Source organism: Stenotrophomonas sp. (assembly GCF_059505245.1).
Genome location: NZ_JCACKF010000019.1, coordinates 65540 through 87334, shown reverse-complemented (window position 1 = coordinate 87334; position 21795 = coordinate 65540). Strand labels below are relative to the sequence as shown.

19 protein-coding genes are annotated in these 21795 nt (G+C 64.9%); 6 read left to right on the top strand and 13 right to left on the bottom strand.

All coding sequences use genetic code 11. The features are described 5' to 3' along the window. The gene (locus AC5JLE_RS08535) at positions 1 to 654 is read right to left on the bottom strand and encodes a DUF3348 family protein (RefSeq protein ID WP_032962494.1); all 654 of its coding nucleotides are present in this window, start codon (positions 652 to 654) and stop codon (positions 1 to 3) included. 145 nt (positions 655 to 799) lie between these two features. Between AC5JLE_RS08535 and AC5JLE_RS08530 the strand changes: the two genes are divergently transcribed. Continuing rightward, positions 800 to 1720 (top strand): M14 family metallopeptidase, encoded by a 921-nt coding sequence (locus tag AC5JLE_RS08530; RefSeq protein ID WP_032962492.1) that lies wholly within the window; start codon positions 800 to 802, stop codon positions 1718 to 1720. Here AC5JLE_RS08530 and AC5JLE_RS08525 read toward each other — a convergent pair. The 6 genes from AC5JLE_RS08525 to AC5JLE_RS08500 all read right to left on the bottom strand — a co-directional run bounded on the left by AC5JLE_RS08525 (position 1624) and on the right by AC5JLE_RS08500 (position 6981). Continuing rightward, positions 1624 to 3432: a phosphoethanolamine transferase gene (locus AC5JLE_RS08525; protein ID WP_496065205.1), complete on the bottom strand. Its 1809-nt coding sequence runs from the start codon at positions 3430 to 3432 to the stop codon at positions 1624 to 1626. The two genes, AC5JLE_RS08530 and AC5JLE_RS08525, sit on opposite strands and share 97 nt — an antisense overlap. Before the next feature lie 73 nt (positions 3433 to 3505). Then, positions 3506 to 3892: a diacylglycerol kinase gene (locus AC5JLE_RS08520; protein ID WP_014647409.1), complete on the bottom strand. Its 387-nt coding sequence runs from the start codon at positions 3890 to 3892 to the stop codon at positions 3506 to 3508. A gap of 47 nt (positions 3893 to 3939) precedes the next feature. Then, positions 3940 to 5193, bottom strand: a complete 1254-nt coding sequence (locus tag AC5JLE_RS08515; protein WP_496065204.1) for a sensor histidine kinase — start codon at positions 5191 to 5193, stop codon at positions 3940 to 3942. Beyond that, complete coding sequence (locus AC5JLE_RS08510) at positions 5190 to 5864, bottom strand: response regulator transcription factor (RefSeq protein ID WP_032962486.1); 675 nt, start codon at positions 5862 to 5864, stop codon at positions 5190 to 5192. The genes AC5JLE_RS08515 and AC5JLE_RS08510 overlap by 4 nt, the downstream gene beginning before the upstream one ends. Positions 5865 to 5968: 104 nt before the next feature. After that, a complete protein-coding gene (locus AC5JLE_RS08505; protein ID WP_197574572.1) occupies positions 5969 to 6499 on the bottom strand; it encodes a Cif family virulence factor in 531 nt (176 codons plus the stop codon). A gap of 35 nt (positions 6500 to 6534) precedes the next feature. Continuing rightward, entirely contained in the window at positions 6535 to 6981 is a 447-nt protein-coding gene (locus tag AC5JLE_RS08500) for a YbbD-related protein (RefSeq protein ID WP_197561426.1), read from the bottom strand. 682 nt (positions 6982 to 7663) lie between these two features. Between AC5JLE_RS08500 and AC5JLE_RS08495 the strand changes: the two genes are divergently transcribed. Continuing rightward, a complete protein-coding gene (locus tag AC5JLE_RS08495; RefSeq protein ID WP_049420791.1) occupies positions 7664 to 7978 on the top strand; it encodes a hypothetical protein in 315 nt (104 codons plus the stop codon). 50 nt (positions 7979 to 8028) lie between these two features. Here AC5JLE_RS08495 and AC5JLE_RS08490 read toward each other — a convergent pair whose 3' ends face one another. The 5 genes from AC5JLE_RS08490 to AC5JLE_RS08470 form a co-directional block, all read right to left on the bottom strand. Next, positions 8029 to 8376, bottom strand: coding sequence for an RcnB family protein (locus AC5JLE_RS08490; protein ID WP_478439506.1), 348 nt, complete (start codon positions 8374 to 8376; stop codon positions 8029 to 8031). A 133-nt stretch (positions 8377 to 8509) separates the two neighbouring features. Beyond that, the gene (locus AC5JLE_RS08485; protein ID WP_496065203.1) at positions 8510 to 9946 is read right to left on the bottom strand and encodes an efflux transporter outer membrane subunit; all 1437 of its coding nucleotides are present in this window, start codon (positions 9944 to 9946) and stop codon (positions 8510 to 8512) included. After that, positions 9943 to 10827 carry an HlyD family secretion protein gene (locus tag AC5JLE_RS08480; protein ID WP_496065202.1) on the bottom strand — a complete coding sequence of 295 codons (885 nt, stop codon included), beginning with the start codon at positions 10825 to 10827 and terminating at the stop codon, positions 9943 to 9945. The genes AC5JLE_RS08485 and AC5JLE_RS08480 overlap by 4 nt, the downstream gene beginning before the upstream one ends. Position 10828: 1 nt before the next feature. After that, complete coding sequence (locus tag AC5JLE_RS08475; protein ID WP_329857487.1) at positions 10829 to 11038, bottom strand: DUF1656 domain-containing protein; 210 nt, start codon at positions 11036 to 11038, stop codon at positions 10829 to 10831. Between the two features lie 4 nt (positions 11039 to 11042). Continuing rightward, a complete protein-coding gene (locus AC5JLE_RS08470; RefSeq protein WP_496065213.1) occupies positions 11043 to 12917 on the bottom strand; it encodes an FUSC family protein in 1875 nt (624 codons plus the stop codon). A gap of 166 nt (positions 12918 to 13083) precedes the next feature. Between AC5JLE_RS08470 and AC5JLE_RS08465 the strand changes: the two genes are divergently transcribed. Next, positions 13084 to 13878: an AraC family transcriptional regulator gene (locus AC5JLE_RS08465; protein ID WP_021204230.1), complete on the top strand. Its 795-nt coding sequence runs from the start codon at positions 13084 to 13086 to the stop codon at positions 13876 to 13878. A 35-nt stretch (positions 13879 to 13913) separates the two neighbouring features. Here AC5JLE_RS08465 and AC5JLE_RS08460 read toward each other — a convergent pair whose 3' ends face one another. Continuing rightward, a complete protein-coding gene (locus AC5JLE_RS08460) occupies positions 13914 to 14735 on the bottom strand; it encodes an alpha/beta fold hydrolase (RefSeq protein WP_496065201.1) in 822 nt (273 codons plus the stop codon). 358 nt (positions 14736 to 15093) lie between these two features. Between AC5JLE_RS08460 and AC5JLE_RS08455 the strand changes: the two genes are divergently transcribed. The 3 genes from AC5JLE_RS08455 to AC5JLE_RS08445 all read left to right on the top strand — a co-directional run bounded on the left by AC5JLE_RS08455 (position 15094) and on the right by AC5JLE_RS08445 (position 21780). Next, entirely contained in the window at positions 15094 to 19827 is a 4734-nt protein-coding gene (locus tag AC5JLE_RS08455; protein ID WP_496065200.1) for an RHS repeat-associated core domain-containing protein, read from the top strand. A 17-nt stretch (positions 19828 to 19844) separates the two neighbouring features. Further along, a complete protein-coding gene (locus tag AC5JLE_RS08450; protein ID WP_180886916.1) occupies positions 19845 to 20285 on the top strand; it encodes a YbbD-related protein in 441 nt (146 codons plus the stop codon). A 1117-nt stretch (positions 20286 to 21402) separates the two neighbouring features. After that, on the top strand, positions 21403 to 21780 hold the full coding sequence (locus AC5JLE_RS08445) for a hypothetical protein (protein ID WP_262216505.1): 378 nt from the start codon (positions 21403 to 21405) through the stop codon (positions 21778 to 21780). Positions 21781 to 21795: the final 15 nt, after the last annotated feature.

Here is a 21795-nt window from a genome sequence, read left to right as displayed (position 1 = left end):
TCAGTGGGAGCGCAGGGCGTCTTGCAGCCCTTCGATCGGGTGGAAGCGCAGCTGCAGCTCGGCGAGCAGCAGGGTGCGCATGTCATGGCGGAAGGCCGCGCGCCAGCCGGGCTGGCCGTGCACGCGTTCAAAACGGGCGCCGAGCACCGCCGGCGCCGTGGCCAGCAGGCTGTGCTCGCGCGGGGTAAGGGTCTGTTCCATCACCGCATCGACCTCGGCCAGCCGCGCCAGCTCGGGCGAAACCTGCACCAGCTGGTCGCGCAGTCGGCCGCGCAGGCGCCCGGTGGCGGTCTGGATGGCCTGCTGCAGCACCCGATAGCGCTGGCGCAGCGAGGCGAAGTTGGGTACAGCGGCGGCTTCGGCCAGGTCCAGCAGGCGCTCGGCTTCGGCATCCTCACTGATCGAGGCCAGCAGGCTGGCGTGCGCCTGCGCGCAGTCGGCCAGCACATCCTCGAGCGCTTCGGCGGCTTCACCGGGCTCGGGCAGGCGTCCGCCGAGCGCCCCGGACAGGGCCACGGCGCGGCTCCAGTCCACCCACTGGCCGAGGCGCTCGGTCAGGGCGGGACTGGTGGCCGGCATCGCGCCGTCGCTGAGACGGGCGAGCAGGCGGAGGAACTCCGGTCCACCCAGGACCGGCTGCGCTGCGTTCGCCATCAAGGGGTGAGGGGCCAAAAACCGTTGATTTTACAACCAGATGACCCGGCCTGGATGAAGGCGGGGCCGGGGGGAGGGGCCCGCGGGCGCGACAAGGCTTAGAATGTCCGGCTGCACCCATCCGTTCGACCCCTGGAGTTCCCCAATGACTGTTGCGCAGTTCTACCCGATCGGCACCCCCGGACAGCCCTGGGGCGACGCGGAACGCGCACAGTGGCGGGCCCGCCAGCAGCGCCAGCGCAGCTACCACGACGATGTGGTGGCCGCGCTTGAACGCCTGGACGACAGCTTCGATGTGATCCAGTACGGTCAGCTGGACTACGCGCCGGACCATTACCCGCTGTTCGCCGTGGTCAACCACGACTGGAACCCGGCGCTGCCGACCGCGCTGATCACCGGCGGCGTGCACGGCTATGAGACCAGTGGCGTGCATGGCGCCCTGCAGTTCCTGGAACAGCAGGCCGAGCGCTACCTGGGCCGGCTGAACCTGATCGTGGCGCCGTGCGTCAGCCCATGGGGCTACGAGCGCATCCAGCGCTGGAACCCGGATGCCATCGACCCGAACCGCAGCTTCCGCGACGGCGGCCAGATCGAGGAAGCCGCCGCGCTGATGCGCTGGGTGGCCGAGCGCAAGCCGAACCTGCTGGTGCACCTGGACCTGCACGAGACCACCGACAGCGACCTGCACGAGTTCGATCCGGCCCGCTGCGCCCGCGACGGCAAGCCGTTCGAGCGCGACACGATTCCGGACGGCTTCTACGTGATCGGCAACAGCGAGGATCCGCAGGCCGAGTTCCAGAAGGCCCTGATCGCCGCCGTCGCCCCGGTCACCCATATCGCCCCGGCCGACGCCGAGGGCAACCTGGTCGGCCTGCCGTTGCAGTCGCCGGGCGTGGTCTGGGGCGAATCGCGTTCGATTGGTGCCTGCGCCGGCTTCACCGATGCACGCTTTGCCACCACCACCGAGGTCTACCCGGACAGCCCGCGCACCAACCCGCAGGAATGCAACGACGCCCAGGTGGCGGCGGTATGCGCCGGCCTGGATTTCGCCCTGGCCGCACAGTAACGCGCCACGTTCCGGGCGGTGACCGGCATCAGCCGGTGCCGCTTGGCCGGCGCGGTGGCGAGCGGCGCGCCGGTCGTCGCCCGGCAGCCGGCGAAGACATCCAGATCGCGCTGGTACACGCTGCTGCTGACACCGAACAGGCCCAGCAGGGAATGGAAGACATTGTCGTGGCTGTAGGCGCGGTGCAGCGCATTCCCACGCAGGCAGGCCATGTCCAGGCCCGCGTTGCGGCTGAACTCCGTTGAGAACCACATCACCATCGGCACCTGGGTCTGTTCGCGCGGGGCGATGAAGTAGGGCGTGCCGTGAAGGTACATGCCGCGTTCGCCGAGCGATTCACCATGGTCGGAGACATAGATCAGCGCAACGTCGCGGTGGTCCGAATAGCCCTGCAACAGGTCGATGGTCTCCGCCAGCACCTGGTCGGTATGCACCAGGGTGTTGTCATAGGTGTTGACCAGTGCCTCGTTGCTGCAGTGCTGGATCTGGTTGCTGTCGCAGGTCGGGCTGAAGGCCCGCGACGCTGCGGGATACCGTTCAAAGTAGGTCGGCCCATGGCTGCCGAGTTGATGCAGCACGACCAGGGCATCGCCATGGATGGCGTCGAGGCGTGCGCCGAGCTGATGCAGCAGCACGTCGTCGTAGCAGGTGCCGTCGGCGTTGACGCACTGGCCGGCCACCTTGAGTGCGGGCATGTCCTCGGTCGTCACGCGCTCGCACACGCCCTTGCAGCCGCCATTGTTGTTGTTGCGCCAGAGCACGCCGACGCCGGTACGCTGCAGGATGTCCAGCACGTTCTCCTCGGTCGCCGCGCGGACGTCGTCGTATTGCTGGCGGGTCATCTGCGAGAACATGCACGGTACCGAAATCGCCGTTGCGGTTCCGCATGAGGAAACATCACTGAAGCTGATGACGCCATCCTTGCGCGAGAGCCGGGGATTGGTCGCGCGTGGGTAGCCGTTGAGCTGGACGTTCTGTGAACGCGCGGTCTCGCCGACGACCATGACCACCAGCTTCGGGCGCGGGCCCGGAACGCGCCGCGCGTCCGTGCCGATCGGGCGCAACGGTTGCTGGCGGGTGCTGTAGAGGCTTTTCAGGTAGCCGTGGGTATGGCGCACCACGTTCAACGGCAGTACCTGGTCGCGGATGTAGCGGTTGTTGCGCAGCAGCGAGGAGTAGTCCTTGTAGAACGAAAAGCCGATCGCCAGCAGCACCACAAGCGACGCCAGGACGTTGGCCGGCCACACCAGCAGGGAACGTATCGAACCGGCCCCGCGGGTGGTGCGCACCAGGGCGAGCCCGGCAGCGGGCAGCACGCCCAGCGCCAGCAGCGTGAGCAGCAGCGGCAGCGACAGATAGGCGTTCAGTTCGGCCTGATTGGTCTCGAACACGTTCTGCACCATGCTGCGGTCGATCAGCACGTTGTAGTGCAGCATGAAGTAGCTGCACGCGGCGCTGACGACAACGAGCAGCACCAGCAGCGGCCTGCGCAGGAATGGCAGTGCCAGCAGTGGCGTCAGCAGCAGGTTGAACAGGCAGAACAGCAGCGGCGGCAGGCTGGCCAGGAACAGCATGCAGCGCAGGCTGTTGAGATCGATCAGCCCCCACAGCGTCTTCCAGAGGGCGAGGTTTCCAATCGTGGCGAAGAACAGTGCGGCGGCCCAGACCAGAACGATTGGATGGGACCGCGGGAAACGGAGGCATTGACGCACGAGCAGGTTCCGCGGAACAGGAGTGCGCGCAGTATCGAAACGGCCTTATCAGGAAGTTGTCAGGATTGCCGGGCTAGCCCAGCAGGATCACGCCCCACACCGCACCCACCATCAACAACGCGGTGGTCTGCGCGGCGCTGCCCATGTCCTTGGCGTTCTTGGACAGCGGATGCTTCTCCAGCGAGATGCGATCAACCACGGCTTCAATCGCCGAGTTGAGCAGTTCCACCAGCAGGCTGATGAAGCAGACCGCCAGCACCAGTGCCCGCTCGACCGTGCTGATGTCCAGCACGAACGCAGCCGCCATCAGCAGCGCGTGCAGCAGCAACAACTGGCGGAACGCCGCCTCGCCGCGAAAGGTGGCGATGAAGCCATCGCGCGAATGGATGAGGGTGTGGAAGATGCGGCTCAATCCGGTCTTGCCGTGCGGGTACTTGCCGCTGTCCTTGGGGTGCTGCATGCCGTCTCCAGAGCGGGGGAGCAGCCCGGAGCATGTGCAGCCCGATGTCAGGAATCCGTCAGATGCGGGGGGCGGGGCCAGCGCAGGGTGAACCGGCACCCCTGCCCGGAGGATTCCACGGTCATCGTCCAGCCCAGGTGCTCGACGATGCGCTGCACGATCGACAACCCCAGCCCCTCGCCGCTGTGCGCGCCACCGGGCACGAAGCGCTGGAACTGCCGTGGGTCGATGCTGGACGGCAGGCCGGGTCCGGTGTCAGCGACGATGAGTGCGGTGTCGTGGAGGGTGATCCGCACTTCGCCGCTTTCGGTGTACTGGCAGGCATTGCGCAGCAGATTCCAGATGATGCTGTGCGCCAGATCCGCGTTGGTGACCAGCACGGCGTCACGCCGGGCATCAAACGCAACGGTCACCGGCTTGCCGGAAAGCCAGGGCTGGCAGCGCTCCATGCAGGATTCGAGCAGCGGACGCAGGGCCACCGCGTTGCGCGGCACGGCGCCGGGGGCACGCGAGAGCAGCAGCAGGCAGGTCAGCTGGCGCTGCATCTCCTGGGTGGTGCGCAGGATGCGTGCCGCGCTGGGAACCAGGTGGCTGTCGGCCGGAAGCTGGCAGGCCAGCGTTTCGGCAGCACCGCCGATGATGGCCAAGGGCGTGCGCAGCTCGTGGCTGGCATCGCCGCTGAAGCACTGCTCGCGATGCAGGAACCGTTCGAGCTCGTCACTATGGCGGGCAAAGGCGCGCGCGAGCACGCCGATCTCATCGCGTGCGTCCTGGTAGGGAAAGGGCTTGTGGCCGTCCTGCACCGCATCGGCCAATCGTGTGATGGGCGCGATGACGTGGGTAGCGACCTTGCGGCCAATCAGGAAGGCGCCGAGTACGCAGACCGAAATGACCAGTGCCGCAAAGGCATTGATCAGGTGTTCCAGATAACCATAGGGTGCAGCGTCCTGCAGCAGGTAGTAACGTTGGCCACGACTGTCGAACACACGCAGGTGCCACTCGTTGGGCGCCTCTTCGCCGTGGTAGCCCGGGCCGTATTGGCGCAGCACGACAGGCACGTCCTGGGCATCGAACAGCTGGGTCCCTGGTGGCAGGGCGGGGCGTTGGCCACGATCCAGCGCGGCCTGCAGCCTTTGCACTTCGCCGTGCTGGGTCCGTGCGACGACAGCAGCCCGGACCTGGTCGTAGTCGACCTGTTCGGCCAGTACGATGAAGCCCATGGCACCGGCCATCAGCAGCACGAACGAGATCGTGATGCGGGTGCGCAGGCTCAGGCGGCGGTAGAGGGAGGCAGGGCTCACGCCTGCATGCGCCAGCCGACGCTGTGCACCGTGGTGATCAGCGCGGTGTCGAAGCTGCGGTCCACCTGCAGGCGCAGCTCATGGATGTGGGTTCGCAGCGCGCCGCTGTCCGGTGGCTCGTCGCCCCAGACCAGATATTCCATCTCCTGCTTGCGCACCACGGCGGGAGCTGCACGCACCAGGCACATCAGCAGCTTGTGCGACGTGGGCGTCAGCGCAATGCAGCGGCCTTGCCGCCAGGCCTGCGGCGAGCGCGTGTCCACCTGCAGGTCCTTCCACGCCAGCACGCTCTGGACCTGGCGCCCCTGTGCCCTTCGTACGAGGGCCTTGATCCGTGCATCCAGTTCCGTCAGCGAGAACGGTTTGACCAGGTAGTCATCCGCGCCCAGGGCCAGGCCCTGCACACGGTCTTCGACCGGATCGCGTGCGGTCAGCATCAGGATCGGCACCGGGTTCTGGAACTCCTGGCGCAGCTTCTGGCACAGCGTCATGCCGTCCAGGCGCGGCAGCATCAGGTCCAGCAGGATGGCGTCGTAGTCGTGCTGCGTTGCCCGGCGCAGGCCACTGGCGCCGTCGCGCGCGTCGTCCAGCACGTAGCCGAGCGGTTCAAAGAAGGCATACAGGTTGGCAACCAGCTCGGGGTTGTCTTCGATGATCAGCAGGCGGGTCATGGCATGCGTCCTTGCGCGTGGCCGAACTCTGCCCGATCGATGGCCGAATGCCAATGCCCTTGCTGAATGGATCGCGGCCTGGGTTCGGCCCGGTCAAGCGAGGTTCAATCGCCCGGGCTGCGTGAATCGCGGATCGAGTAGATCACCGAGAAGATCTTCCAGCCCTGCTCGGTGCGGACCAGCTGCCACATTTCCTTGCCCCAGTTGGTCTTCACCCCATCGTCGTGGAAGCTGTAGTCAAACGAGACCGAGGCCACATCGCCGTCCGTTTCGATCCTCGTGTTGGAGAACTTCTCCTCCTTCGGCTTCGGCGAGGCCATCGCCCCGTCGATCAGCGCGATGAAGTTGTTGGCGGGAATCTGCCGTGCCTTGATCGCATCGGGCTTGGCCTTGCGGATGTCCTGCAGGCGCACATCCTCGGAAACGAACTGCCAGCCGATGTCTTCCGGTTTGTCAGAGAAGAACAGGCCCATGTAGGTCGGCTTGTCCTTGTTGATCAGCGAGGTGCGGAACGCTTCGACCACCTGTTCGATCGCCTTGACGTCGGCGGGGGCATTCTGCGTGGCGTAGGCCGGCAGCCACGCCGGGAGCAACAGGGCGAGGGCGACGAAGCGTGCACGTGCGTTGGGCATCATGGGGTCCTGGGGAGGAATAGGGTGGCGCGGGCGCATCACCGCGCGTAGGTTCGCCAGAAGAGCACGTGGTCTTCGGTCCTGTTGATGGCGACGAAGACTGATTTTCCGGATTCGGGCGCGCAGCGAAAGACGCGATACGACGACTTGAGCGTCCCGTCGCCCGGCCACCAGTATCGATCGAACGCAACAGGATCACTGTCGTTGAATGTGGTTGCCTGGCAATCCGCAGGCAGCCGCAGTGGTATCGCAGGAGGCTTGGAGAAGGCCAGCGCGCTGGTGTTCGAGTCGAGGTCGTGTACCTCGCGCAGGTCGGTCGCCTCGTGGGGCACCCAGCTGGGAATCCATCCCTTGTTCACCATGTCGGAGTCAAGCGCCTCGCGCAGCGTGTCGAACGAACTGTCCATCACCAGGCCGCAGGCGCACAGCACACTGCAGAGCGTCACGACGATGGCGCGCCGGATCATTCCTTCAGGGCTGATCATCGTTGTAGTCCCCGCCGGGAAGCAGCCTGACCAGATCTTCCGGCGCCAGGCGCTTGAGCCGCTCTCGCAGTTCCAGTCCGTAGGGCCGGTCGTTGGATTCGGCATGGCGCTGCCCTTGGGCCCGCACCGCTTCACGACCAGACCGAGCTCCTGCGTGATCCTGCACTTCCGGCGCTTGCCTGCCATCGACGGGTGTCCCTGCGTTCGTCCTGAAACATCGGTCGGCGCACGCTAGCACGGTTGCCGGGAGCCGCAACAGGTCCGCTTGTCGTTGGGGTTTGACGTCGAAGAGAGTCTGCGCGGATGATGCGCGGGCGCGCGGCGCAGGAGGGGATCTGTCAATGAGGGCACTGATGTGGGGGCTTGCGGGCCTGTTCGTGGCGTACGTGGCCGGTTGCTCGGCGATCTCGGCGTGGCATTCCCACGCGCTCGCCTCGGTCCCGGTCGGGGCGAGCAGGGCCGAGGTACTGCGGGCGTTGGGGCCCCCTGACGTAGTGGAGCACGCCGGTGTTCCCTTTACCCGCTATGCCAGCCGTGGATGCAGTGGTCGCTGTGCGCACCGATGGTGGTATGAGAACCGGCTGGGACTGGATACCGAAGCCTGGTCGGTGGAACTGGATGCTTCCGATCGCGTGATCGCAACGTCGCGCCTGACATCACCGTAGAGGACCGCAGCAAGCGCATGCGTATCCATCGTCCTTTCATCTTCATCGCAAGCCTGGCCCTGGTGGCGTGGTGCACGTTGATGGGCGTACTGGTGCTCATCCATGGCTTCAAGGAGCAGGGCCTGCGCTGCGGCAAGCTGTGCTCACTGCAGATCTCCATCCGCCTGCTTTTTGGTGATCGAGGATTCGAATTACTGGTGGCGCTGGGGCTCTTTGCCGCAGCGCTGATATGCGGGTACATCGCGCTGCGGGAGGGCATGCATGGCGGGCCGCAGAGGCGGGCGGGGCGCCGTGGGCGCAGACACCGCCGACCGGGACGGCCCCGGTCGTAAGGTGTCTGCACCGATGTAAATCGCTGCGTGTGCGGACGCTGCAGGTCGCTTCAGCGATGCAGGGCGTCGATGATCAGCCCGGTGGCGATCTCCACCAGCAGGTACTCGTTATCGGACTGGCGCACCCAACGCCGGTCGCGGCCCGGTTCGCGCAGGTCATAGCGCGCGTAATCGTCTACCCAGTAGCGGCGGTCCACTTCGGCCCACGGCAGGCGCTCGCCACGACGCCAGGCCTTCTTCTGCCAACCCGGCGGCGGCGCATCGCGGTGGTGCGGGCCGCCTGCATGCGGCGGCGGGCCGTTGCCGCGGGCATGGTGCGGCGGATCGGCAAAGGCGGGCGCTACGGCGAGTGCTGCGGCCGAGCCCACGGCAATGGCAAGAAGACGTATGGATGTCATCGGGATGCCTCCGTCATGGCCGCGATATGCGGCGCTGCGAGCGCGAATATAGGGCAGGCTGTGTGAATGAATACGGGTGTGGACAGGGCTTTCATGAACAGATCGGGGAGCGGCTGCGGCTGCGAAGACGACGTCAGCGGGCCGCACCAACGGCGATGGCCCCTGCAGCCCAACCGCCCCCCAGTGACAGGAACACATCCATCTGACGGTCGACCCGCTCCGCGCGCGAGGCGGCCAGCGCTGACTCCGCATCTGCCAGCGCGGCCTGGGCCGAAAGCACATCGAGGAAATCGATCCTGCCGTAACGGTACAGCTGCTGCGCCTGCCCGGCGGCCCGCGCTGCATCCCCACGCGCCTGCGCCAGGCTGCGCTCGCGTTCAAGCTCCTGCGTGCAGGCAGAAAGCGCGGTCTCGGTCTGCCGCAGAGCCTGCAGCACGACGCCGTCAAAGGACGCGAGAGCGGCATCTGCATTGGCGCCGGCCGCCGCGATGCGGGCCTTGGCTACGCGGCGGTTGGGCCAGTGCCATGAGAGCAGTGGCCCGACGCTCACCCCTAAACCGTCGGCGGAAAGCAGCTGAACTCGCGTGCCTGCCGTACCCAGGGACCCGCCCAAGGTGACCCGCGGATAAAGGTCTGCGGTCTCTACGCCGATCATCGCCGTGGCTGCGGCAAGGCTGCGCTCGGCGGCACGTATGTCAGGGCGTCGTTGGAGCAGCTGCCAACCATCACCGACCGGCAGCGCCTGCTCCAGCTCCGGGGGGCGTGGGCAGGCTTCGGCCTCCCTGGGATAGTCCGCCGGGAGCCTGCCCATCAATGCGGCCAGTTCGAACAGTGCGGCCTGCCGTTCCGCCAGCAGGTGCGGTATCGCCGCCGCGCTGCGATTGACGGCTGCACCGGCACGGCTGACATCGAAGTCCGTTCCGCGTCCGCCTGCAGCCAGGCGTCGGGTTGCGTCCAGGGTGGCGCGCTGGACCGCCAGCACCTGCCGGGTTGCAGCGAGCGTGTGATTGCGGGTGCACACCTGGAGATAGGCACGGGTGACGGCCGCAGCGACGACCACGCGGACCTGGTCGCGTGCCGCAGCAACCGCCTCCGCGTCGGCGTTCGCGGCTTCGATGCCGCGGCGGATGCCACCTGCGAGATCCAGTGGATAGGAGAGGTGAAGGCCCAGCGCGTACGACTGCGGGGCGGCCGACGCCTGGGTGTAGCCACCGGCATGGGTGAGCGTGCCCGATGCATCCACGTCGGCCTGTACGGCACCGCGCGCGCGATACTCCAGCACGGTAGCGCTGGCGCGCCGAAGGTTGGCATCGGCGGCGCGCAGGTCGGTATTGGCCGCCAGTGCTTCGCGTACGTAGGCGTCAAGCTGAGGGTCGCCATACAGGTGCCACCATCGATCCGGTGGCGCGTCGTGGCTGAACGATGCGTCCTGGCCTGAGACGAACGCCCGCGCAGCCTGTTGTGAAGCTGCTACGGCGTTCGCAGGCAGGTGATAGTCGGGGCCGGATACGCAGGCCGTCAGGGGCAGCAGCAGGGCAAGCAGCCCACCACGTACTGTCCGCGCGCTCACTTGCAGGCTCCCGGTGCCGAGGGCGTGATGGTCACGTTCGCAGTGCGACCCACGATCAGGCGCGTATCCGGTGGCGCATCATCGATGCGGATGCGTACCGGGATGCGCTGTGCCAGCCTCACCCAGGTATAGGTCGGCGCTACGGCAGGCAGCAGGTTGTGCGTGCTGGAGCGCTGATCGTCGGCAATGCCGGCGGCGATGGTCTCCACGTGTCCGCGGACATCGCGGGTGTCGCCCATCAGCCGCGCCACGGCGGCATCGCCCTCGGTGATGCAGCCCAGTTTGGTTTCCTCGAAGTAGCCCTCGATGCGCAGGCTGCCGGTGTCGATCAGCGCCAGCGCCTGCGCACCGGGTTGCAGGTAGTCGCCCGCGTGCAGGTCCAGGTTGGTGACGATGCCATCGGTGCTCGCGCGCACCTCGGTGCGTTGCACGTTGAGCTGGGCAACGCGCTGTTCGGCCCGTGCCTGCGCCAGGGCGGCCAGCTCGGTATCGACCTTGGCGGCATTGCGTTCGCGTGTTTCCGAGGCGACCAGGTTGCCAAGTGCGTTGTCCCGCGTCGATTCGCGGCGGGCCAGCGCCAGCGTCGCGCGTGCGCTGCTGACCGCTGCGTCGGCCTTCTCAAGTGCTGCAGCGAAGCGCGGTTGATCCAGCACCAGCAGCAGTTGTCCGGCGCTGACCCGCTGGTTGTCGTGCACCAGCACCTGGGTGACCAGCCCCCCCATGTCCGACGCAACGCGCACCACATCGGCGCGCACCCGTCCATCCCGCGTCCACGGGCGTGTTTCGTAACGCTTCCAGATGGACAGTGCGGCGACGACAGCAATCGCGAATACAACCAGCGTAGCGCTCCAGCGCCCGATGACAGCAAGCAGGTGTTTCATTTCATTTCTCGAGCAGGGGCGAGAGCCGGATCATCAGCTCCGCCAGGATCACGAACAGGCACAGGCCCACCAGAGGTCGCGCGACGAACAGGCGGTACAGGCCGAGGCTGGCGAGCAGGCGCGAGGTCAGCATCGACAGCACCAGCGCGGCGGCGGCCACGGCGAGCAGGCCGGGAATGAGCACGCCATCAATGGAAAGATCAGAAAACATGAGGTCAGTGCCGAAGGGTGAGAGCAGGCGCCAGCAGGTCGCGGCGCAATCCGCAGAGCAGGTGCGACAGATGCTCACGATCATCCCCGCTGCTGGCCACTGCTGCCTCGCGCATGCGGTCGAGCAGTTCCAGAAGATGGGCGTCGACGCTGCGTGGCGCGTGGGCACGAACCCTGAAATGTGCGGCGACGCGTTCGATCAGCGCCGCATGAAGCACCCGGACCTGCGGGTTTTCCTGGCACTTGTCCAGTGCGCGGAGTTGGTTGGATGCACGTACCGCACGCACGTCCGCAAACAATGCCCGCAGGTCGTCTGCGGCACTGGAACCGCCCCGCAACCGGGGAGCGAGCAGTCCGATTCGATCCAGCATGCGGCTGAGCCAGGCCCGGGCCACGCCACCTTGTCCGGCGGCGTGTCGTGCGATATCCCGACGGATCGAACGCTCCAGCCGTGTGCGGTTGCGGCCCGCATCGGCGGTCTGGAACAGCTGCATGCTGCACAGTGCCACCGTCGTACCCACGAACAACGCAACGCTGTTGTTGAGTGCGCCGACGATGTTGACCGTATTGGTCGCGCCCAGTCCCGCGATGAGCGGAAACGTCAGCACCACGCCCAGCGCAGCCATGATGAAGGGTGGCCGGGCCAGGAACGATCCGCACAGCAGCAGCGCAGGCGCCAGCGCTGCAATCAGGCCGACGAAATCGGACAGCGCGGGGAAGATCAGCAGACCGTAAAGCAGGCCGACGCCAACGCCGATCAACGACCCCACCAGATAGCGCATGACATGCGGCGCAGGCGCTTCGATCGTGCCGAACAGCACGCACGCCGTGCCGATGATGGACACCGCCGTGGCGCCGTCCGACCAGCCGGTAACGATCCACAACACGCAGCTCAGCAGGATGCCGACGAACGCGCCCAGCGCGCTGCGCAGGGCAAGCCGATGATCCCGGTGAAGTACCGCACCCTGCGCATGTCGCGCAAGGCGGGCAGGTACATGCCGGCGCCAGTCGGGCCGGGCAGTGTGCAGCTCCGCCTGCAGTACGCGGCAATCGGCGTGGGCGAGGTCGAGCTCGGCCTGTTGCGCGGCGAGGCCGGTCTGCATCAGCTCGCGCCAGCCAGACGAATCCATCGCGCTGGCCTGTGATGAGCGCAGCCGTGCGAGGGAATCTTCCACCGCGCTGGAGAGCATCAGTACATCCAGCATCCGGTCATGCAGGGCGCGCAGGATCTGCACCTGGGCCACGCCGTGGGCGCTGTCGAAGGGCAGGTGGATCGACAGCACATGCAGCTCGAGCAGGTCGGCGGCCACTTTCGAGCGGTCCGTCGCCAGCACCGTGTCCGATGCACCGGCGCACATGTCGCGCGTCCATCGTTCCGCATCATCCAGCACGGCAGCAACCCGCGCGTGCACGCGCATCGAGACCCGGCGCGGCAGCACCAGCGCATGTACCAGCGTTGCGGCCAGGATGCCGATGGCGATTTCCTGCACCCGCGTGATGGCGATGGTGAACACGTCTGCCGGCACCATCACCGCAGGAAAGCCGATCAGGCTGGTGGTATAGCCGGCCAGCAGGAACGCGTACGCACGTGGCGTGCGGTCGAGCATTGCCAGGTACAGGCACAGCGCCATCCAGGTGGCGAGCGCGGCGCTCAGCACCAGGGGGGCATTGGCAAAATGTGGCACCAGCGCGACGGTGGCGATGGCCCCGCCCACGGTACCGAGCAGGCGGAACAGGCCGCGGCTCAGTGTTGCCCCGGAAAGGGGCTGCGACACCAGATAGACCGTCCCGATCACCCAGAATGGGCGATTCAGGCCGATCCGCAGGGAGACATACAGCCCCAGCGACGCGGCGAGCAGGCATTTGAGCGAGAACAGCAGCGCTTCCTGATCGGCTCTGAGGGAAGGGTTTTTCAACCGGGCAAATGCCTGGAACACGTGGGGACGGGCAGGGGTGGGGGAGTGCATGCGGCTCATGCTAGTGATCGGCCGCACTGGCGAATTTCGCTACAATGACAACCAATCGCTAAAACCGGTCAATGTGAGAATGGCTCGCATTTCGCTCCCCGGCTTTGACCTGGACCCGGACGAGACCGATCGCCCGGCGGTTGCCAGCCGCCTGCAGGTGGCCGAGCACGACGCGGAAATTCCGGTGCATGAGCACCGCAAGGGCCAGCTCATTCTTGCGCTGCATGGGGCGGTGACCTGCGAAGTGGCCAACGCGCTGTGGATCGTGCCGCCCCAGTGTGGCGTCTGGATTCCGGGCGGCATGCCGCACAGCAACCGCGCCACCGCCAACGCGCGCCTGTGCTACCTGTTCGTCGAGCCCGGCATCGTCGACCTGCCGGCGCAGTGCGTGACGCTGGCCATCTCGCCGATGCTGCGCGAGATGATCCTGCACCTGGCCGACGCGCCGCTGGACTATCCGCATGGCAGCCACACCGACCGGCTGGCGCGGGTGTTGCTGGACGAACTGGTGCAGATGCCGGCCGAGCATCTGTCGCTGCCGGTCAGCCATCACCCGAAGGTGCGGGCGTTGGCGGCGGCGCTGTCGGCGGATCCGGCAGATCGCAGCACCATCAGCCAGTGGGCCGTGCGCCTGGCCCTGGGCGAGCGGACGTTGACCCGGCTCATCGAACGCGAAACGGGACTGTCCTTCGGGCGCTGGCGGCAGCAACTGCACCTGCTCATCGCCATTCGGGAACTCGCCGCCGGTGCACCGGTACAACGCGTTTCCGAGACGCTGGGCTATGAGTCGGTGACGGCCTTCATCACGATGTTCAAGAAAGCGCTTGGCCTTTCCCCGGCGCGGTACTTTGCGGTGCGCCTGCGTGGGCAGTAGCGGGGAACAACGGGCGAAGCCGTTGCCTGGAACGCCTACTTCGAGGTGCCGGAGACCGATTGAATCGCGGCCACCACCGCAGCAGGAACTTCGCGCTGGAGGGTGTGGCCGGTTGCCAGGTAGCGGTGCGAGCCGCGCGTGAATCCCGAAAAGAGCAGGGCGTGCTGTGCTTTCCAGAGTGCCTTGCCCTCTGCGGTTTCCTCGAAGAACAGCGGTTCGGCAGCCAGCTGGGTTGCAGTCAGCAGCGCTACCGGCACGTCCGGCATCGTGCGCGGGGTTTCCGCACCGGGTGCATCCAGCTGTTCGGTCAGCACGGCGTAGTCGGCGGCCATGGCCGGCGGCAGCATCGCCCGCAGCTGGGCATCATCTGCCTGCACGCGGGCACTGTCGGCCTGCTTGAACGCATGGCGCTGCCCCATCGTGGCCGGGTCCACCAGCACCAGGCCCTGCAGGCGCTCCGGTTGGCGGCGTGCAAACTCCGTGGCCAGCAGGCCGCCATAGGAATGACCCACCAGCACCACGCTGCGACCGGGGGCGAGCGTATCGATCACGGCCGTGAGGTCGGCCAGATGCGCATCGATGCGCTTGGGGTGACCGTCGCTGCCGGACTTGCCGAGCCCTGCGCGGGCGTAGGTGATGCTGTGGTAATCGCGCCCCAGACCCGCAACCACCTCCTTCCAGGCACCCGCACCCTGCCCGAAGCCGGATTCAAAGACCACGGTGATCGGGCCGGCCCCGGTCTCTTCGGCCTGCAGCGCGTAGGCACCGCGATCCACCTGGATTTCCCCTGCGTGGGCGGTGCCCGCCGCGGCCATCACCGCGGCCAGCGCCCACATCGTCACTCGACTGCTCTTCATTGCCATTCCCCTGGGCCGTGACGCGTGCCGGCCCTTCCGATGGGTCAGGTCTGCAGCGGAGTGCCGTAGCCTGCCGACCTCGCGACAGGTCGTGCTGGTAATGTAGTGAGGTATAACACCGACTCCCTGTGCAGGAAGTCATGGGGACGGAGCGTATACCGCTGAATGGCGTTGGATGCTTGAATCTGTGATCGGTTACGCGACTCCACACTTGAATGTGTAAGCGTCCTCAACGATAAAGGCGGCATGTGGCAACTGCCGCATTCCGGACCAAGGACGATCCGATGCATGACGCGTGGGCACAGCTCCGCGTTCTCGTTCCCGCCGGCGCTGTGTTCGTCCAGGAAGGAGAACAGGGATGTTGGAACGACTGAAGACCATTTCGTGTGCCGTGCTGGCGATCATCGCCGTTGCCTGCTTCGCCCCTGCTGTGGCGCATGCGCAGGAAAGCAAGATCACCTGGCGCATTTCACAGCCCGGCGGCGATGCGACCCAGTACAAGACCCAGCAGGCGGCGGTGGCCGGCATCAAGAACCTGCCGGCGCCCAGCCCCTTCCCGCCGGAGTTCCAGTTCGGCTGGCAGTACGTCGACAAGATCAAGTCGAAAGTCGTGGACTTGAACGGAAACACGTCGATCACCTACTGGATGGGAAGGACGCAGCCCTCCGACCCTGACTGGACTTACTACGGCGCGGGTGATGGTGGCTTCCTGTCCGAAGAGGAAGTGCTGGAAGCGCTCATTGCAGACTTGCAGGACATCAATCCCCAGTGTCCTGGGGAAACTGCTGTGCCGGAAGGAGAATGGGGCCCAACTGCTCCAGGGATGGACGGAATTTCGGAGGTCAGGGAGTACCGGGTCACCGGCATGCTGGGCAGCAATTCGGCGGAGTCTCCGTGCGTGCCCTTCGACGCAGGAACGACAGGGCTTGCTCGCATGCGACGCTTGAACTGCCCGATCCCCTTCACGCAGTGGTCCAACACACACAACGCCTGCGTCAGCGAAGAATTCGTTGCAACCATTACCTCGAAGTCGCAGAAGTGCGACAAGGACAGCGCGGGTCCGAGTTGTCCCTCGACAGAAAAAGGTGAGGAGGCAAACAACGCGCCTTGCGACGGCACCGTAGGCAATCCGTGCGACGTCAAAACGGGCGAGAAATACGAAATCGCGCCGGACTTCGATCTGGGCTGGATCGCGCTGACGCGCTTCTATCACTCCGGCATCTCGACCTCATCCGGTGGCTTCGGTTATGGCTGGACCCATTCGCTAGGCGCCCACTTGGCACTGGATGGCGTTGACAGTGTGGGCATCATTGAAAGTACTGGTTTCCAGCGTGCATTCAAGAAGGTCGGCCAAGCCTATGAGGCGGACGACGACAGTGGCGATCGTCTGGTCCAGAACGGCAACTGGACACTGTACTCGAAGGGCTCCATCTCGACCTTCGACGCGGACGGGCGTCTGGCCGCCAAGCGCTTCGCGGATGGCACGTCGCTGACCTATATCTACGACGACAGCGACCGCCTTGCGGCCGTTACCCACAGCAGTGGCCGCACACTGGAGTTCGTCTACCAGTCCAACGACTATGAGGCGCTGATCAGTTCGGTGCTGGTCGAAGGCATTTCGCTCGCCACCTACACCTACACACCGCAGAACCAGGTCGCCACGGTGACCTATGCGGGTGGCGGTGTGCGCACGTATCACTACGAGAACCAGGCTTTTCCCCAGCACCTGACGGGTATCACCGCCGAGGACGGTCGCCGCTACAGCACCTTCACCTACGATTCCATCGGCCGTGTGATTTCCAGTCAGCATGCCGGCGGTGCCGATGGCGTGACACTGGCCTACAGCCCCAATGGTGGTGCGGTGGTGACCGACGCGCTGGGGCGGCAGACCGACTACACCCTTACACCCGGCGGCGATAGCGCTCCGTCGCGCAAGGTGACCGGCCTGACGGATTCGCAGGGAACCGTCAGCCGAACCTACTACGACCAGAGTGTCGACTTCCGCCGGCGTCTGGATACCTACACCGATCGCCGCGGCATCCAGACCAAGCACACCTATGCGCAGGGCCCCGACCCGGTGAGTGGTCGTGCCGTCAGCATCCATACCGTGACCGAAGCGTTCGGCCTGCCCGAGCAGCGGGTGGTGACCACGGCGCGCGACGTCGAAATCAATGCGGTACTGACCACCCGCATCGGCAATCGTGAAACCCGAACGTCCTTCAATACCCGGCGCCAGCGGACAACCAACACGGTGACCGACACCGCGTCCGGTCAGACGCGCATCACCAGCTACACCTACTGCGAAGCCGCTGATGTGGCAGCGGCAGGCAGCTGCCCGGTGGAGGGGCTGCTGAAGAGTGTGGATGGCCCGCGCACGGATGTGGCCGATGCCGTTACCTATGCCTATTACTCGGCGGATGATGCAGGGTGCGCGATCGGAGGCGCCTGCACCTATCGCAAGGGCGACCTGCGCAGTGTGACCAATGCGCTGGGCCAGACGGTCGAGACCCTGGCCTACGACGCACTCGGAAGGCCGCTGTCGGTCAAGGACGCCAACGGCGTGGTGACTGATTACACCTACCATCCCCGCGGCTGGACGACCTCAATCACCGTGCGCGGCGCGACCACTGCCGAGGATCGGGTCACCCAGCTGAGCTACTGGCCAACCGGCCAGGTGCAGAAAATCACCGAGTCGGATGGCAGCAGCGTGTCCTACGTCTACGATGCTGCGCTGCGCTTGACCGACATCGAGGACAACGCGGGCAACACGATTCACTACACGCTGGACAACGCCGGCAACCGCCTCAAGGAGGACACGCTGGATACCGGCGGCACCCTGCGCCGTACCCTGGCACGGACGTTCAACACGCTCGGTCAGCTGACCGCACTGAAGGACGCGAGCAATCACGCCACAGGCTTCGCCTACGATGCCAACGGAAACCCGCAGACGATCACCGACGCACTGCAGCGCGTGACCAGCCAGCAGTATGACCCGCTGAACCGCCTGGCGCAGACGCTGCAGGACGTCGGCGGCGTCGCGGCGGAGATCCGCAGCCAGTACAACGCGCTGGATCAGGTCACCCAGGTCACCGACCCGAAGGGCCTGCACACCACGTACGCCTACAACGGGTTCGGCGATCTGACCGGTCAGGTCAGCCCGGACAGCGGCGCCAGCAGCTTCACCGTGGACGCCGCCGGCAACCGCAAGACGGCTACCGATGCACGCGGCGTCACCGCCACCTATCACTACGATGCGCTCAACCGCCTGATCGGCATTGCCTATCCAGACCCCAATCTGGACGTGGGCTACAGCTATGACGTGGCACCGACTGCCTGTGCCACCGACGAGCGCTTTGCCAAGGGACGCCTGGGGCAGGTGCTGCATGCCAATGGCAGCACCCAGTACTGCCATGACCGCTTCGGCCAGGTCACCCGCAAGGTGCAGACCGTCAATGGTGTGGCCAGCACACTGCGCTATGCCTACAGCAAGTCGGGTCGCCTGACTGCGTTGACCTACCCCGACGGCAGCGTGGCCGACTACGTGCGCGATCCCCAGGGGCGCATCAGCCAGATCGGCCTGACTCGGCCCGGCCAGGCACGCCAGATCGTGGTGAACAACGTGACCTACGCGGCCTTCGGACCGGCGACCGGTTGGACTTATGGCAACGGCCGCCAGTTGCAGCGCCCGCTGGACCTCGACTATCGCCCGCAGGCGGTGCACGACCCGGCTGCAGGCGGCCTGTCGCTGGGCTACGGGTATGACCCGGTCGGCTCGGTCACCGAGCTGAAGAACGGCACGGGCTCGACGGTGCTGGCCAAGTACGCCTACGACACGCTGGGCCGCCTGACCCAGACTCAGGACGGCGCGACCGGCACGCCGATTGAAACCTATGCCTATGACGCCACCGGCAATCGCACCGCGCTGACCACCTCGGCAGGCACCGTCAGCTACACCTATCCCGCAACCAGCCACCGGCTGACCGCCGTGGATGGCGAAGCGCGCACCCAGGACGCGGTGGGCAACACCACCCGCATCGGCAGCAAGACGTTCACCTACAACGATGCCAACCGCATGAACGCGGTGAAGCAGGGTAACGCCACACTGGAGAGCTACGGTTACAACCACCGCGGCGAACGCGTGCTGCGCACCCCGACTGGTGGCGCTGCACAGATCACCCTGTATGACGAAGCAGGGCAATGGCTGGGCAACTATTCGGCCACCGGCCAGGCGCAGCAGCAGGCCATCTGGTTGGACAACTATCCGGTGGCGCTGATCAATGTGCCTGGTACCGGCGTGCCGGAACTCGCTTATGTCCAACCAGATCATCTGGGCACACCGCGCGTGGTGATCGATCCGGTCCGGAATGTCGCGATCTGGGAGTGGAGCAACAAGAGCGAGGTATTCGGCAACCAGATTCCAAGTGCCGATCCGGATGGCGATGGTGTGGCGTTCGAGCTGGCGCTGCGCTTCCCGGGGCAGCAGGCCACGGATGCGAGTGCGTTGTTCTACAACTATCAGCGGGAATACGACCCGGTGGTGGGGCGGTATTCGCAGAGTGATCCAATTGGGCTTGGTGGAGGTGTTAGCACCTATACCTATGCAATCGGCAATACAATTTCGCACGTTGATCCACTGGGTTTGAAAGACTCCCAGCCTGGAGTGACTGTGACAGAAACTGGCGCATATACGGTCGATTGGCGCTATTACGTGAATAGGACATTGGAAGCTCTTGGCTTTCCGGGGGCATTTGTCGCGGGAGCCAGCGACTTCGGCGGGCAGTATGCCAATCAATGGTCAGCCACACACGTGGTTGGTGGGTCTCATAACGGATGGGTTGGCCAGGATAAGTACTTCCACTGCATGGCGAACTGCGAGGCTGCACAGAAGGGTATGGGCGGATCAGCTGCTGCTCAGTGCATAAGCAACGGGCGCGAGTGGTTCGATCAAAGCGTCAAGGGCGACTCTGCCGCTGACTCCGCTGCGGATCAGTTGGCAAATCGCCTCGGACGATCATCTGGACAAATGAGTCGTACGGGGAGTTGCTCGCAGATGTGCGGGAGCTATCGTCCCGGTGGAAACTTCCCCTACTGATGATTTGGACGCCTCAAATGTACGCTCCCAAGCTGCTCCCAGTCGTGATGCTGTCAATCGCACTTTCTGGTTGCATGGAAGTTGCCAGCACCGAGTATGCAGACCGCAATCAAGCCGTCTCAAGACAAGCAATCGGTGAATCGAAATGGTTGCCTTCATGGTTGCCTGAGGACGCAGTCAACATACGCGAGTCGCACGACATGGACACAAATGAATCGTGGCTGGTTTTCCGCCTGACCAGCGGGGTTCTTGCTTTGCCCGAAGAATGTAGGCTGGTGAGCAAGCCGGAGATGTCCGACGTGCGAGTCATGCGGAGATTTCCTCCGTTTGCCCGCAACGCGTGGTCGCGAGCGTCAAGCTATGGCGGCAAGTTCTATCTGTGTCCGGAGGGAAATGCTGGCCGCTGGGTCATGCGCGATGAAGAGCTGGGCCTTGTTTACAGCGGAATAAAGTTATAGGTGGCTGGGCGGTCTCACCTAGTAAGCGAAATGCGTGAGTGGCACGTGGCGATCTCCTTTCCCGGTGCCTGATTCGGCACTTTCCGGCCGAGCGTCGTGTGGGTTCGGGTATGTGTCAAATCGACCTTGCCACTTGTCCGTGTTCACGAATGGGAGGGCCGCGTAAGAAGATCGGATGGTCCGGCAAGCTTCAAGCACCCAGGCGTTCGGCAGGAAGATTGCTGGGCCGCGGTGACGACTGTGCGGGAGGACCTATGGGATATCGGCTCCATGGTCTATTGTGGCTGCAGCGCAGGCGGTGGATAGAGGCGAAGGGAAATGAAAGACAAACTGAGAGAAAGAGAGGCGCTGTCGCCAACTGGCTTCTATGACCGATACTATGCGGAGAGTGGCCTGGATCAGGAAATCGTAGTGGAGCTGCTGGAGCATGTTGCAGACGAGCTTCGTTTGCCCTCCGGGAAGCTCCGTCCTGGAGATCGATTTTCGAAGGAACTGTCGCCTGGTGAAGCTCATGGTTGGGACTCGGGGTATGGGGTGTTGATATTCGAGCTTCAATCGCTCGCAAAAAAAACGTGGTATTGCAGTCGATCGGCGGGTGGATTCGCTCGACGACTACATTCGTATCATGGCGGGTATCTATTGATGAGATTGATGCGTCCCTGAATGGCTATCGGCGTGAGACGTCGCAGTGCGTACTGAGGATTCGGGGATGCCAAAGTGAGGTGTGCCGCCGCTGTCATTACCGGTCTGGTTCTGGCGGGCTGTGCAACATCGGGTGGCGATATGGTCGTGCGCGTCTCGGGAAGCGTGCCGCCAGGTCAGGGTGACGTTCGCGCTCTAGATTGTGAGCTGAGTATGCTCGGGAAGGACGAAGGTGTAGTTTCGTCGAAACCGGTTGGAAGCACATTCTCGGTCCCCATGATGGTCGTTGCAGGGCCGGAACCCAGAAGCTACCAATTCGCCGTCGAATGCAGGGACGGTCGAAGGTTCGCATCCAAGGAAGTACAGATCAGTAGTCGGCGGTCCTATGCCCGGGATCTCAATCTTGGGGAGCTTCAGGAGCGGTGACCGGCGATCGTCCTCGCGCATCCCAGAGCTCTGATGGGGAATCTAGTCCATGAGATTCATTTACGTGTTGCTCTTCATCCTTCTCACAGGTGCGGCGCTATTTTCATTTCGCAAACTCCAACGAGGTGAGCTGGGCGAGAAGCCGGTTTATGCCGCTTTGCAAAGCGCCGAGCTGGAGTACAGACGCCAGCCGGTTGGCGACCTGATCTATGAAGAAGGGGGCGGGCATCTGCTCGCCGGGTTCTCTGTAGACGCGCAAGCGAGGGTTTGGGTTGCGTTGGACACAACGAGGGACAATGGGGATCTGTTTGTCGTCCCTATGCACGGGGAACAGAGAATCTCTTGTCAACTCGTCGATCAGCTGGTGTCGGCCAATGTTGGATCAGCACAGGCTAGGCACGCGTTGAAGGCGTCTTGCGTGAAGTAGGGCGTTGCGAGGCTG

Coding starts and splice junctions, on each gene's coding strand:
- AC5JLE_RS08460 (WP_496065201.1), bottom strand. CDS start 14,735: ATGAAGAGCAGTCGAGTGACGATGTGGGCGCTGGCCGCGGTGATGGCC.
- AC5JLE_RS08490 (WP_478439506.1), bottom strand. CDS start 8,376: ATGACATCCATACGTCTTCTTGCCATTGCCGTGGGCTCGGCCGCAGCA.
- AC5JLE_RS08500 (WP_197561426.1), bottom strand. CDS start 6,981: ATGATCAGCCCTGAAGGAATGATCCGGCGCGCCATCGTCGTGACGCTC.
- AC5JLE_RS08535 (WP_032962494.1), bottom strand. CDS start 654: ATGGCGAACGCAGCGCAGCCGGTCCTGGGTGGACCGGAGTTCCTCCGC.
- AC5JLE_RS08465 (WP_021204230.1), top strand. CDS start 13,084: ATGGCTCGCATTTCGCTCCCCGGCTTTGACCTGGACCCGGACGAGACC.
- AC5JLE_RS08445 (WP_262216505.1), top strand. CDS start 21,403: ATGAGATTCATTTACGTGTTGCTCTTCATCCTTCTCACAGGTGCGGCG.
- AC5JLE_RS08510 (WP_032962486.1), bottom strand. CDS start 5,864: ATGACCCGCCTGCTGATCATCGAAGACAACCCCGAGCTGGTTGCCAAC.
- AC5JLE_RS08495 (WP_049420791.1), top strand. CDS start 7,664: ATGCGTATCCATCGTCCTTTCATCTTCATCGCAAGCCTGGCCCTGGTG.
- AC5JLE_RS08505 (WP_197574572.1), bottom strand. CDS start 6,499: ATGATGCCCAACGCACGTGCACGCTTCGTCGCCCTCGCCCTGTTGCTC.
- AC5JLE_RS08475 (WP_329857487.1), bottom strand. CDS start 11,038: ATGTTTTCTGATCTTTCCATTGATGGCGTGCTCATTCCCGGCCTGCTC.
- AC5JLE_RS08455 (WP_496065200.1), top strand. CDS start 15,094: ATGTTGGAACGACTGAAGACCATTTCGTGTGCCGTGCTGGCGATCATC.
- AC5JLE_RS08530 (WP_032962492.1), top strand. CDS start 800: ATGACTGTTGCGCAGTTCTACCCGATCGGCACCCCCGGACAGCCCTGG.
- AC5JLE_RS08450 (WP_180886916.1), top strand. CDS start 19,845: ATGTACGCTCCCAAGCTGCTCCCAGTCGTGATGCTGTCAATCGCACTT.
- AC5JLE_RS08520 (WP_014647409.1), bottom strand. CDS start 3,892: ATGCAGCACCCCAAGGACAGCGGCAAGTACCCGCACGGCAAGACCGGA.
- AC5JLE_RS08480 (WP_496065202.1), bottom strand. CDS start 10,827: ATGAAACACCTGCTTGCTGTCATCGGGCGCTGGAGCGCTACGCTGGTT.